The organism is Candidatus Leptofilum sp. (genome assembly GCF_965223525.1).
Lineage (GTDB): Bacteria > Chloroflexota > Anaerolineae > Promineifilales > Promineifilaceae > Leptofilum.
Map to the genome: position 1 here is coordinate 209,903 of NZ_CBDCWX010000004.1, position 13,400 is coordinate 223,302.

The following is a 13,400-nucleotide window of genomic DNA, read 5'->3' on the forward strand; positions in this document are numbered from 1 at the left end:
AAACCTCCAATAACTTTCTCTATCATGTTACGAAATACGCAATACGAAATAACCAAGCCCATCGTACCATAAAAACGAGCACGACCGACAAAGTTTAATCATCTTTTCCATCTGCGTAACGCCGCTTCCACTCGTACAGCTTGTTGATGGCTTCCAGCGGCGACATCGTATTCACGTCGAGCGATTCTAGCTCGTCCAGCAGGGGGCTGGATTCGGGGAAGAGGGCCATTTGCTGTACATTGTTTAGGCGGCTGGGTTCAACGGCCGTTGTCGGCGCATGTTCCTCCAATTCCAGCAAAATCTCATTGGCGCGGTTAATCACATCGCGCGGCAAGCCTGCCAGTTGCCCAACGTGGATGCCGTAGCTTTGATCCGCGCCACCAGGCACAATTTGGTGCAAAAAGATCACCTTGTCTCCCTCCTCGGCCACGGCGACGTTGTAGTTGCTCACCAGCGGCAGCAGATCGGCCAGACCAACAAGTTCGTGGTAATGGGTGGCAAAGAGGGTGCGTGGCTTGAGGCGAGGATGGTTGTGCAAATATTCGATGATGGCCCAGGCGATGGCTAGGCCGTCGTAGGTGCTGGTGCCCCGCCCAATCTCGTCCAGAATGAGCAGTGAGCGGTGGGTGGCATGATTGAGAATTTCGGCCGTTTCCACCATCTCTACCATGAAGGTACTGCGTCCGGCGTGCAGCTCGTCGTGCGCGCCAATGCGGGTGAAGATGCGATCCACTAGCCCGATTTCGGCACTGTCAGCAGGCACAAAGCTACCAATCTGCGCCATCAGCACGATGAGGGCAACCTGCCGCAGATAGGTGCTTTTGCCAGACATATTGGGTCCAGTGATGATCTGGATGCGCTCGTTGGCGTCCATTTTTACATGGTTGGGTACAAATCGTTCCATTTGCAGGGATTGTTCAACGACGGGATGACGGCCGTTTTCAATCCACAAACTGTTCTCATTCGTCAAGATAGGCCGGACGTACCCCTGCATGGCCGCCGCTTCCGCCAGGGCAGAGGCCACATCTAGCTTGGCCAGCACGTTGGCTGTTTGAAGCAGCCGCTGGGCATATTGGCTCAACTGTTGGCAAACTTCGCTAAACACCCGCCGCTCAATCTGCAAAATGCGCTCCTCTGCGTTGAGGATGAGCGTTTCGTACTCTTTTAGCTCGGGGGTGATGTACCGCTCTGCATTGGTGAGCGTTTGCTTACGGATGTAATCTTCTGGCACGCGGTCGCTGTGGGCGCGTGTCACTTCCAGATAGTAGCCAAACACCTTGTTGAAGCCGACTTTCAGCGAAGAAATCCCGGTTCGCTCCCGCTCGCGCGGTTCTAGTTCCGCCACCCACTGCCGCGCATGGGCAGATGAGTTCATGACGCCATCCAGCTCCGCCGAAAAGCCCGGGCGAATCACGCCCATCTTGTTCAAATTGGGCGGTGCATCCTGCGCGATGGCTTGTTCAATCACGCTGGCGGCTTCGCGGCATCTATCGAGATTGGAGATTAGAGATTGGAGACTGGAGACTGAAGACTGTTTACCGTTTACCGATGACTGATCATTGATTACCGATAACTGATTACCGATAACTGGAATAGCCGCCAACGCCGCACCAATATTCTCAAGATCACGCGGCGTTGCCTTGCCACTGAGGACGCGGTTGGTGAGTCGCTCCAAATCGGGCAGCCCTTTGAGCGTGGCACGCAGGTCGGCGCGGAGCAGGGCGTCGTTAAAAAATGTGTCTACCTGGTCGAGACGGCCGTTCAAATCCCCAACATCCAACAAAGGTCGAGAAATTCGGTCTCGCAGCAAACGCGCCCCCATCGGCGTCACCGTTTTGTTCAGCACCTTCAGCAGCGAACCACTGCGTTCGCCACCCAGCGATTCCGTCAATTCCAAATTGCGTCGGGTGGCCGTGTCCAGCGCCATGAAGCCCTCGACGCTGTACGTCGCCAGCCGCTGAATTTGCCCCACGGCACCCTTTTGCGTCTCTTGTAGGTAAAACAATATCGCCCCAGCTACTCGCGTTGCCAATGATTTGCCCTCGCAGCCGAAGGCGGAGAGTGAATCAACACCAAAGTGGCGCAGCAGCGTTTGGCGGGCGTTGACTTCTTCAAAGCGCCAATCTGGCAGGCGACTGATCGCTTTGGCCTCACCATTGAAGGCAAGCTCACTGTCTGGCAGCAGCAGTTCGGCGGGGTCGAGTCTGGCAAGCTCTTCTGTGAGGCGGCGATGGCCGTTAAATTGCGTGGTGACAAATTCCCCAGTGGTCACATCGGCATAGGCTAGACCCACGCGATTATTTTCGAGGAGAACGGCCGTTAAATAATTATTTCGCCCCGCATCCAGCATCCCCGGCTCGATGACCGTGCCAGCCGTAAACACGCGCACCACTTCACGCGGCATCAGCCCCTTAATTTGGGACGAATCCCCAATTTGCTCACACAAGGCAACCTTGTACCCTTTGGCAATGAGCCGGGCGATGTATCCTTCAGCAGCATGGTGGGGCACGCCAGCCATTGGCGTGCGCTGGTTTTTGCCCTGTGGTCGGCTGGTCAACACCAAATCCAGCTCTTCGGCCGCTAATTTGGCATCGTCGTCAAACGTCTCGTAAAAGTCGCCCAGCCGAAAAAAGACAACCGCATCCTGGTGCTGTGCCTTAATGTCTAAATATTGCTGACGGCTGGGGGTGACTTTGCTTTTGGCCATGCTTACTCCATAAGACTCGAAAGACCCAAAGGGTTTGATGGTATCAGGTACCAATTGATTTAAGACAAACCCTTTGGGTCTGCCCAACGCATTTGCAGTTTGCAAGCATAGCGATGATGGGGGTAAATGGCAAAAAAAAGAGCCTTGCCGAAGCAAGACTCTTTTGCTCTGAAAGCCGTCAGGTTTTCAAAACCTGATATCTTTCGGTGAAAAACTACGGCTGAATGTGAATGCCATCCACATCTTCAGAGCCAATTCCATTGGCAGAACCATCCCAATAGAAGCTGAAATTGCAAGATGTGCTGCTGCCTAGAGTAATGGGAGAGCAAACAAAAATATCTTCCTCGAAGACGCTAAAGTCACTTAAAGTGTAATCTCCGCGAGAATTCAGGTAGATATCTCCATTTGAATCATCAACCCAGACGCCGCTGGTGTCCTTCGAGCCAGATCCACCTAAGGTCACATCAGACCCATCGAAGTAGACAGACCAGGTTCCGCTCGTGCTTGATCCCAGTGTGGTTGGTGTAAAGCGGACCAAATCTTCATCTGCACCGCTGGCTCCACTAACGCTAAAGCTACCAGAGGTACTCACAAGAATGTCGCCGTTTGCCAATACTGTAACCGCATCCACATCCTCACCATTCGAGGTTAGGCCCAGATCTGAGCCATCAAAGTACCACTCAAACGTGCCGGCCGTTGATGTGCCAGTGGAGGTAGGTACAAACCGCACGATGTCTGAATCATCTACAGAGCCTACATCGGGAATGGTCGTAGCTGCTACAAAGCTCATCAAAATGGAATCATCATCCATGATGAAGAAGGCGTCAATGTCCCGTGCGCCGCTACCGCTTAAGCCAATGTCTGAGCCATCAATGAACATAGTCCAGGTACCACTGCCCGTTTCGTAAGACAAAATGTCTTCATCGGCAAAGGAGACGCCACCAGCATTGCCGCCACTAGTGGAGCTAACGTAGATCACCGGATCGCCACCGGGTACCGGGGTATTGGTTGGTGTAGGAATCGGTGTGTTGGTAGCCGTTGGCGGAATCGGTGTATCTGTTGGCGGGATTGGCGTGTCGGTTGGCAGAGGTGTATTCGTCGCCGTCGGTGGGATGGTTGTATTGGTTGGCACTGGCGTATTGGTTGCCGTTGGTGGAATTGGCGTATCGGTTGGGATCGGTGTATTTGTCGCCGTTGGCGGTACATCAACCGTGCAAACCTCTAAACTCCAGCCGTTCAAGCTGCCGCCATCCAGATTGGCATTGTCATTGATAGTCAGCGTCCAGGTGCCGTTGGCACTCTCGCCATCAAAAGCGGAAAGTGGATTGCTGGGTTGGTAAGTGCCGCCACCCACAGGTGGGCAAGGCCAGCTACCCGGTGCCGCTTCATCATCCAGATTCAGATCAAAGTTATCGGTATTGCTGCACGAACGCGCCATAATTTGCACAGAACTGCCGCCAGGACTACTCAAATTGAAGTCCAGATCGTTCATCCAGGTGTGTGTACCGTTTAGATTGAGCACATTGATGTCGTCTATAATGCTACTGCCAGAGATGGTTAGGTCAGAGGTGATGGTGGGTGTACCGCTGCTAGAGATAGCTTGCGGTACATCCGTGCTGTTGTAAACGGTGCAGGTACCCGGTACGGGCGTGTTGGTTGGTGCAGGCGTGTTTGTGGGGGTAGATGTCGGGCCTGGGGTCGGGGTGGGGCCACCCGTTGTGCAACTGCCAAAGCTGTAGGAGCCAATGTAGGTTCCCCAGCGTCCCTGGGTAGTTCCCGTGTCTTTACTGTATTCACCCAAATACCAGAAGGTGAGGCCGTTTGGATCAATGGTCATTTCCGTGTAATCACCCCAGCGGCGCGGGGCGCTGGTTTCAAACGAAGTGTAGGAAATCTCACCTGACTTCAGCAGCACTTCGGCTTGTAGCGTGCCTGCCGGGTCTGTGTTCTCACGGCCCGTAACGTAAACGCTGGGGAAGATGCTGCTGCTGGATTTGGTGTAGCCCACGGCCATGTCATCACAATGGTTCACGGCCAAGTCTGGGAATTGGCGGTATTCGCCATTGCTGCTGTAAACGCCTGCATCCACCACGGTAGCAGTGGCTGGGTTGATTTGTGCCCAGCGCACGCAGTTCACGGTGCCGCTGCCGGGGTTACAGCCAATGGTCATAGTCGTCCAGGCAAAGCCGTTGCGGTACTCAAAGTCCTGCGGACGCCAATCGTTGCCTTGCAAGGTGCCGCCGCTGGCTTGAGGGAAGGAGACAGAGTTTGCGGCCGTTACGCCCGTTGCCGCATTCAGGTCTACCGTACCCACTGTGCCAAAAGTGTTGGCACCAAACGGATCGCTCCAAGAGTAGATGGTGTGGTCTGCACCATTGTAGCCTGTTTCGGTAATGATGTAGTGGGGACCGCTGGTAGGCCAAGTGCTCTGGTTCCAGCCGTGCAGGTTGAGCGGTTGCGGGGTGTCATCGTTGCCGCCCAAGTTTATCATGACGGAGGATGTGGCTGAACCAGCATACATGGCCGCTTTGTCAAAGGCCCAAATCCGGGAATCAACAAAAGCGCTGGTGAAGTTGTTGAAGATGTTTGCGCCCATGTAAATGGCGTCGTTGCCAACACCAACATGGGGATAATCGAAGAAAAGGCTGGAACTTCCAGTTACAAAGGAGTATAGGTTCCAGGAGCCAGTTGGATCGCTTGTTTGGGAGACGGCCGCGCAGTAATGGGTGCCATCGGCATCAATGCCTAGCATCCAGCGGTCTTCACGTTCGTCGTAGAGCACGTTGGGATCAAACACGCCAGTGCAGTTGGCATCTGAAGCCATGAAGCTGGCAAAAGTAGTAGGCCCGACAAGGCTGTTGCCGCTTTTATCGTAAATTTCAAAGGCGACGTTTACCACAGCAATAATGTGATTAGGGCCAACGGCCAGTTCCGGGTCTGGGGGAACGTTGCCACCGCCGCCACAGCATTCGGTGTAATCCATTGAATCGAAACTAATGCCTGCGGTTGGGGCTTGCAGGCTAGGGCCGCTGGGGGCAATTTGCACGTTGGGGCTGCTGGGTAGCTCTTGTGCTTCCGTTTGTAATAGTGCCATTTGTGCTTCTGGCAAGCGGAAAAATTCTTCTTGCAAATCAAGTTCGCCGCGCTGCCAGCGATCATACTGGTTATCGGGATCGAAAACGCCAGCAGGAATGTCTGCCAGGTTGACGGTAGTGGGGAATGAGATGCTGGTTTCTTGAACTTCGCCGATGGCACCTCGGTCGCCTATATCAACGGGGGCGAATGCTTGAATGGCCTGCTGGCGGTCTAGCGTTTCTGGGCTAGGGCCGCTGGCCAGGCTGAGTAGCCAAATACCGCCAAGCAAAAGCAGGAACAATCCGCTGATTCGGGCGACTTTGTTGATAGATTTCATTACCTTCCTCCAGAATGTGTGTTCATGAACGGCCGTTCAGCCGGGGAACATGAAAGATGAACACTGTTTGAGTTTGTTGTATGGGTCTAGATGAACATGAGAACACGAATGGTTACGTACAACTTTGGTGTGGGGCAGACCAGGTGGGAATGTTGCTACGGTCGTACAGGGCTGTACGGACGCTTTAGGCCGAGATGTGTACTGGTCGGGAAATTTACCTCCTTTTGCGCGGCTTGCTGCCTGATGGCCGTTTACCGGGCGGTAGGCGACCAAGATGCAACCCGCGAATGTCAAACGCGCTTTCACTTAAAATATCATGCTGCATTGGGTAAACTGCGAATGATTACACAAGATTGTTTTGGCGTTGCTGTGTCCACTGTTCCAGGCGTTTGCGGTGGCGACCTTCTAGTTTGGTTAACGGCCGTACCGATTTCATTGCCTCATTTGCCTGATCAAAACTCATTCCTTCATGCTGCATCAGGTAGGCGGCCAGAATAGTTGCCGAGCGGCCACGCCCTTTGGCACAGTGAATGAGAACGGTACGGCCGTCTTTCACCTGCTGCCGGACAAAATTTACCCCCTCCGTGATCATCTCTTCTGAGGGAACCGTGACATCGAGCACCTTAAGCTGTAAGTAATTAATGTCATGCTGCTGGTACAAATTCACGTCGTCCTCTCGCTCTGCGCGGATGTTGAGAACGGCCGTAATGCCATTGTCCAGTAAAAACTGATAGTCGCGGGGGTAATGGGGTGCACCGCCCAGCCAAAGCTGTGGTGTAATCTCGTCAAACCAGCGATGTCCCTGAATCTTTTCATATGTGAAGCGAATAAGCGGAAAAAATTTGTCGAAAAGCCAGTGAATTGGGTTCATAGGCGCAATAGAATAGCAGCATAGCAGCAAAAAACAACGTGTGCCTACAAAATAGCTGCAAAATTCTCAACGATCACCAGTATTCTGGTACTGCGTTTTGTTCCTTCTCCTCTGTTTCTGATCTGCATAATCCGCATTATCTGCAAATTATGATGGTTGTCATGCCCCTTTCTGCCGATTGTCACTTACCTTGCATATGCAGTTTCGCGTACAGTATCAACCATACCGTGAAAATATTCACAAACAGAAGAGGATGAGCTATGTCCCAAATGTTAACTGCAAAAGATATTCAGAATTTATTGGAAGTGGATCGCTCCACGGTGTACCGCATGGCCGAAGACGGCCGTTTGCCAGCCATCAAAGTGGGGCGGCAGTGGCGCTTTCCCGCCGAAAAGATTGAGGGGTGGTTGAGCACCCAAACTGCTCTCGTACCTTCAACCACAATAGCTGCTGATGTCAAAGCAACGGCCGTTGCCGACCAGTTCCCCCAAGAATGTGTGCAATTGATGCAAGACACCTTTGCCGACGCACTGGGCGTCATGATCATCATCACAGATATGGCTGGCAAGCCGATCACAGAATTTAGCAATAGCTGTGGATTGTTTTCTGCCATCGGTGAGAATGAAATGCTGTGGGAAAAGTGTATGACTCATTGGCAAGAGATGGCCGATTCGCTGAGTTTGGAACCCCAATATCTAGAAAGTTATTTAGGGTTGCTTTGCTCACGCGCTTATATTCGAGTGGGAACGGCGTTGCAAGGAATGGTTTTTGTGGGCGGAATTGCCCCAGAAAAATGGCCACCGCCTGCTGAAAAACTTGAAGTGATTGCTGCTGATTTGGCCATCGATCCCCAAATATTATTCGATAATGCTCAAGAAGTTTACTTTCTGTCATCAGACCAAAAAGCACACGTTTTGCGCCTGGTGCAAAAGATTGCCAACGTGGTCTCGCACATTTTGCACGAGCGCACCCGCCTTGTAGCCTAAAAACGAATTGGGCAGATGTAGGGGTGAGGCAGTTGGGTATAAACATTGTTTAGCACAACCAACTGCTCTCCCAACTGCCTCGCCCTAGGAGATTGAGATGAAAAAATTATTGATTTTAGGTGCCGGAACCGCCGGAACCATGATCGCCAATAAAATGAGCCACGTTCTCAGCCGGGATGAGTGGAAGATTACTATTGTAGATCAGGAAGAGACGCATTATTACCAGCCCGGTTTCCTCTTTATTCCCTTTGGCATTTACGGCGAAAATGACGTGATCAAGCCCAAGCGAGATTATATTCCGCCCGGTGTGGAGATGATTCTCTCCGAGATTGAGCTGATTGAGCCAGAAGAAAATCGGGTGCGCTTGGTGAAAGACGGCCGTATCCTCCACTACGATTACCTCATCATTGCCACCGGCACCCAACCCCGCCCCGATGAAACCCCCGGCCTCACTGAGGACGAATGGCGCAAAAGCATTCACGACTTTTACACTTACGAAGGTGCAGTGGCTTTGGCCAAAACATTACGCACCTGGCAAGGCGGCCGTATGGTGGTCAACATTATGGAACTGCCCTACAAATGCCCGGTTGCCCCGCTAGAGTTTATCTTCTTGGCCGACTGGTACTTCCAGCAGCGCAACCTGCGCGACCGTGTAGAGCTAACGCTGGTTACGCCATTACCCAGTGCTTTCACCAAGCCCCGCGCCGCCAGCTTGCTGGGTAATATTTTGGAAGAGAAAAATATCAACATTGTTACCGAATTTTACCCAGAGCGCGTCGAACCGGACGAGAAGCTGCTCATCTCCTACGATGAGGTGGAAGTACCATACGATTTGCTAGTAACCGTGCCGGTGAACATGGGGGCTGAAGTAATCGGCCGTTCCGGTTTGGGCGATGAGCTAAACCACGTCCCTGTTGACAAGCACACCTTCCTTTCCAAGCAGTATGACAATATTTTTGCTTTGGGCGATGCGGCCGCTTTGCCCACCTCCAAAGCAGGCTCAGTTGCTCACTTTGCCGCCGAAGTCTTTGTAGAAAACTTCCTCCGCTACATTGAAGGCCAGGAAATGCTGATCGAGTTCGACGGCCATGCCAACTGCTTCATCGAATCTGGCTTTGGCAAGGGCATTCTCATTGACTTCAACTACGATGTCGAGCCGCTGCCGGGTAAGTACCCGCTGCCGGGGATTGGCCCCTTCTCACTGCTCCAGGAGTCAGAGATGAACCATTGGGGCAAAATGATGTTCCGCTGGATGTACTGGAATATCCTGCTCAAAGGCAAAGAGATGCCGATTACGGCGCAGATGACAATGGCGGGCAAGTGGAGCTAGTGCCAGTAATCGGTAATCAGTGGATGCTTATCGATCACCGAATACTGTACACGAAGTGGTCGCGCAGCGACATTACCGAAAACGGAGTGTAAAAATGGATCAGACAGTTGCGGAACTGAACCAAAAAATAGATGCGCTTACAGAACAGGTGGCGTTTTTAACTGAGGAGGCGCGGCAGCAAAAGCGGCGGCGGCAAGAGTGGGAAGAGCTGCAAAACGATCTAACTCCCGTCGCCGGGGAGATGTACCGCCTGACGGTGGAGCAGCTCAATGAGATCGAGAGTTACGTGCAGTTGGAAGACGGGCTACGCTTGCTGAAACGCCTGATGCGAAACACGCGCAACCTGGAGCAAATGTTGGATCAGATGGAAAGCGTGGCGGCGATGTGGCAAGATTTAAGTCCTCTGAGCCAGGATGCCTTCCTGACGTTAATGCAGCGCATGGATGAAATGGAGCGTAAAGGGTATTTTGCCTTTTTGCGCGGCGGCATGGCCATTGCCGACAACGTGGTAACTTCCTTTACGGAAGAAGATGTGCGCCAGCTTGGCGAAAACATCGTGCTAATCTTGCAGACGGTCAAAGAGATGACTCAGCCAGAGATTATGACGATGATGCGAAACACGGCCCACGTTATTCGTGAAGAAGGTCCTCCGGTTGATGTTTCCATGTTTACGATTTTAAGACAGCTAAATGATCCGGCCGTAAAGCGCGGCCTGGCCAAAACGTTGTCTGTTTTAAGAACTGTTTCAGAAAATTAACATTGCTGAAAAGCCACAGAGGACACAGGGAGAAAAATCTGTGCAATCTGCGGATTCTTCGGCGAACTCAAAAAAGGATAGATGCGATGAGCACAAGAGAAATTGCAGGTAAGACAATTGAATTTGATGAAGATGGATTTATGGCTAATGCTCAGGATTGGAATGAGGAAGTGGCGGAAGCATTGGCGGCTGATTTGAAAATTACGCCTTTGTCCGAAGGGCATTGGAAGGTGATTCGCTTTTGCCGGGAAGATTTTGCCGCGCAGGGCGATGCACCAACGCTGCGCCGCATTACCAAAGTTGGGGGCGTACCCACCAAAGAGCTATACAAGCTGTTCCCCAAAGGCCCGGCTAAGAAGGTGGCTTATGTGGCGGGTTTGAAGAAGCCGTCGGGCTGTATTTAGAGATTGGAGACTAGAGATTAGAGATTGGAGATTTCATCTCAAATTACCAATCTCCAATCTCCCAAGAAGGAGAACCTGATGTTTAACGATGACAAAGAGCGGAAATTGTGCATTATTTGTTCTAAGGGGACGCTGGATATGGCGTACCCAGGGCTGGTTTTGGCGAATGCGGCCTTGATGGAAGGCATTGATGTCACCCTGTTTTTCACGTTTTGGGGGCTGGACATTATTAACAAAAAGAAGATGAACAAGCTGAAGTTTGTGCCAATTGGCAACCCCAGCATGCCGATTCCCAATGCGATTGGTGGGCTGCCGGGGATGACTAATGTGGCAACGGCCGTTATGAAACGCGAGATCAAGCATTTAGATTTCCCAGAAATTGATGAGTTCCTGGAAATGATTCACGATGCAGGTGGCAAGATGTACGCCTGCAAGATGTCGGTGGATATGTTTGGCGATATGTACATGATGAAAGAAGAAGATATTGCTGACGTGGTTGAAGCGGTTGTGGGGGCAACCGACTTCATGGAAATGAGCGAGGATGCTCAGATAATTTTCATCTAAGCACCGACGTCTAAGGCAAAAGTCTGTTTTGAGTGCCTGGTTGGGTAGAAACCAGGCACTTTTTTGTTTCTTGCTCTTTTTTCATGGTTAGATTGGTTTGTTCGTGCTAACGTTTTGTTTATGAAACGGCCGTATCCTGTCACACTTATTCCTAAAAGGAGACTGGAGATTAAAGATTGAACTAATCTCCAAACCATAAGGTTTTATGGCTTTAAGCGACAAAACGAAACAAGTGTCTGGCTGGCGTACCCAATTGGGCCAAAGCTGGCAGACGATAAAACAGATCATTCGCCCTGTGCGGCCAGCGCAACGGGCTGGCATGGGGGCTGTGCCGCATGACAATGGCGTGATCTTTCGCGTGTGGGCGCCCCATGCAACGGCCGTTTTCGTCATCGGCACGTTCAATAATTGGCAGCACGGCCAAACACCACTGGCCTCCGAAGGCAATGGTTTGTGGTCGGCCAACGTGCCCCAGGCGCAGCTGGGAGATGGGTACAAATTTGTCATCCAAAATGGCAAACAGCAACTGCTGCGAACCGACCCCTACGCCAAAGAGGTACGCGCCCCGTACCATGATAGCTTGGTGCGGAATGGCTTTGTGGCTGGAGTAGATACGACCGCTCTGGCAAGCCCAATATCGTTGAGCACAACAGCGGTAAGCAGTTCAGCACAGACTGTACCCACCCAACCTGCCACCTTCCAACCGCCGGCCCTGCATGAACTGGTCATCTACGAGCTACACGTTGGCACGTTTGGTGATGAAGAAGGCAATCCCCCTTACGACTTTGAGGCCGTCATTAAAAAACTGCCCTATCTGCGTGTTTTGGGCATCAACGCCATCGAGCTGATGCCCGTCAAAGCGTTTCCTGGCGAGCTTTCCTGGGGATACAATCCCAACCATCCCTTTGCCATCAGCCAAATTTACGGCGGGCCAGAGGCGCTCAAGCAGTTGGTGCAGGCAGCGCATGCCCAGGGCATCGCCGTCATTGTAGACGTGGTTTACAATCATTTTGGTCCAGGGGAGCTGAGTTTGTGGCAGTTTGATGGCTGGCAGCAACACGGGCTAGGCGGCATCTACTTTTACAACGATTGGCGATCCAAAACGCCGTGGGCGGATACCAGGCCGGATTACGGCCGTCCCCAAGTACGCCAATACATCCGCGACAACGTTCGCATGTGGCTGGAAGAGTACCAAATTGACGGCCTCCGTTGGGATGCCACCTCCTACATTCGCAACGCCCACGGTCACGATAGCGACCCCGGCGCAGACATCGCCGAAGGCTGGGCGCTGATGCAGGGGATTAACGGCGAAATGGCGCACCGCAATCCGCGGCACATTCGCATTGCCGAAGATCTGCAGGCCAACAAATGGCTCACTGAGCCAATTGAGGCAGGTGGCGCAGGCTTTAACAGCCAGTGGGACAGCCAATTTGTGCATCCCATTCGGGAGGCAATCATTGCGCCACGCGACGAAGACCGCGACATGCTGGCCGTGCGCGACGCGCTGCAGTTTCGCTACGGCGCAGACGTGTTTAGCCGCGTCATTTACACCGAGTCGCACGATGAGGTAGCCAACGGCAAGGCGCGGGTGGTGCATGAAGTCACTATCGCCGACGGCAGCGATGTGTTGGCCGCCAGCCGGGCTGCATTAGGTGCGGCGCTGGTGTTCACCGCCCCCGGCGTGCCAATGCTCTTCCAGGGGCAGGAATTTTTGGAAGACGGCTGGTTTGACGACAAACGGTCGCTCGACTGGCAAAAAGCAACGCAAAACAGCGGCATGGTCACGCTCTACCGGCATCTCATTGCCCTGCGGCGCAACTTGCAGGGGAAAACGCGCGGCCTCAGTGGGCAGTCCATCAACGTGTTCCACGTCAACGACGCGGCCAAGCTCATTGCCTTCCACCGCTGGCACTTTGGCGGCCCTGGCGACGATGTGATCGTGGTGGTCAACTTTGCCAACCGCATGCTTACAGATTACAAGCTGGGTTTTCCGCGCGGCGGGGCGTGGCAGGTGCGCCTCAACAGCGATCTGAAGGCATACCATCCTAGCTTTAGCAGTCATCATGTGGGTACGGTAACGGCCGTTCCCGGTGAATATGATCAGCTAGCTTACCAGGCTACCCTCAGCATTGGCCCCTACAGCGTCCTCATTTTGTCTCAAGACGGCCGTTCCTAACCATATAGATAGCTGGCGTCGGAACGACCATACTCACCTAAGAGGGTTTTGCAAAAATTGAGGCAGCTCGCGTTTGCACCCAGCAAATGCGAGCTGCTTTTTTTATGGTTCGTTTACAAAACAACTAACTTGACATATAATCTTTCTGGGAAGAACTGCTTGTGAAAACCCACCTAAAACAGTGAAGTACCGA

At 52.6% G+C, this 13,400-nt stretch carries 9 protein-coding genes; 6 read left to right on the forward strand and 3 right to left on the reverse strand.

The features are described from left to right. Positions 1–94: 94 nt before the first annotated feature. The 3 genes from mutS to ACOQPM_RS01115 form a co-directional block, all read right to left on the reverse strand. Complete coding sequence (gene mutS / locus ACOQPM_RS01105) at positions 95–2,707, reverse strand: DNA mismatch repair protein MutS (RefSeq protein WP_420627380.1); 2,613 nt, start codon at positions 2,705–2,707, stop codon at positions 95–97. 214 nt (positions 2,708–2,921) lie between these two features. Beyond that, on the reverse strand, positions 2,922–6,119 hold the full coding sequence (locus ACOQPM_RS01110; RefSeq protein ID WP_420627381.1) for a proprotein convertase P-domain-containing protein: 3,198 nt from the start codon (positions 6,117–6,119) through the stop codon (positions 2,922–2,924). A 343-nt stretch (positions 6,120–6,462) separates the two neighbouring features. Next, positions 6,463–6,990, reverse strand: a complete 528-nt coding sequence (locus ACOQPM_RS01115) for a dual specificity protein phosphatase family protein (RefSeq protein WP_420627382.1) — start codon at positions 6,988–6,990, stop codon at positions 6,463–6,465. A gap of 260 nt (positions 6,991–7,250) precedes the next feature. Here ACOQPM_RS01115 and ACOQPM_RS01120 point away from each other — a divergent pair, with 260 nt between their 5' ends. The 6 genes from ACOQPM_RS01120 (at position 7,251) to ACOQPM_RS01145 (ending at position 13,207) form a co-directional block, all read left to right on the forward strand. Then, on the forward strand, positions 7,251–7,976 hold the full coding sequence (locus tag ACOQPM_RS01120; RefSeq protein ID WP_420627383.1) for a PocR ligand-binding domain-containing protein: 726 nt from the start codon (positions 7,251–7,253) through the stop codon (positions 7,974–7,976). Positions 7,977–8,073: 97 nt separating this feature from the next. Continuing rightward, positions 8,074–9,306: an NAD(P)/FAD-dependent oxidoreductase gene (locus ACOQPM_RS01125; protein ID WP_420627384.1), complete on the forward strand. Its 1,233-nt coding sequence runs from the start codon at positions 8,074–8,076 to the stop codon at positions 9,304–9,306. Between the two features lie 94 nt (positions 9,307–9,400). After that, positions 9,401–10,063 carry a DUF1641 domain-containing protein gene (locus ACOQPM_RS01130; RefSeq protein WP_420627385.1) on the forward strand — a complete coding sequence of 221 codons (663 nt, stop codon included), beginning with the start codon at positions 9,401–9,403 and terminating at the stop codon, positions 10,061–10,063. An 86-nt stretch (positions 10,064–10,149) separates the two neighbouring features. Then, positions 10,150–10,467, forward strand: coding sequence for a TusE/DsrC/DsvC family sulfur relay protein (locus ACOQPM_RS01135; RefSeq protein WP_420627386.1), 318 nt, complete (start codon positions 10,150–10,152; stop codon positions 10,465–10,467). Positions 10,468–10,545: 78 nt separating this feature from the next. After that, on the forward strand, positions 10,546–11,031 hold the full coding sequence (locus ACOQPM_RS01140; protein ID WP_420627387.1) for a DsrE/DsrF/DrsH-like family protein: 486 nt from the start codon (positions 10,546–10,548) through the stop codon (positions 11,029–11,031). A 205-nt stretch (positions 11,032–11,236) separates the two neighbouring features. Next, the gene (locus ACOQPM_RS01145; protein WP_420627388.1) at positions 11,237–13,207 is read left to right on the forward strand and encodes an alpha-amylase family glycosyl hydrolase; all 1,971 of its coding nucleotides are present in this window, start codon (positions 11,237–11,239) and stop codon (positions 13,205–13,207) included. Positions 13,208–13,400 lie beyond the last annotated feature (193 nt).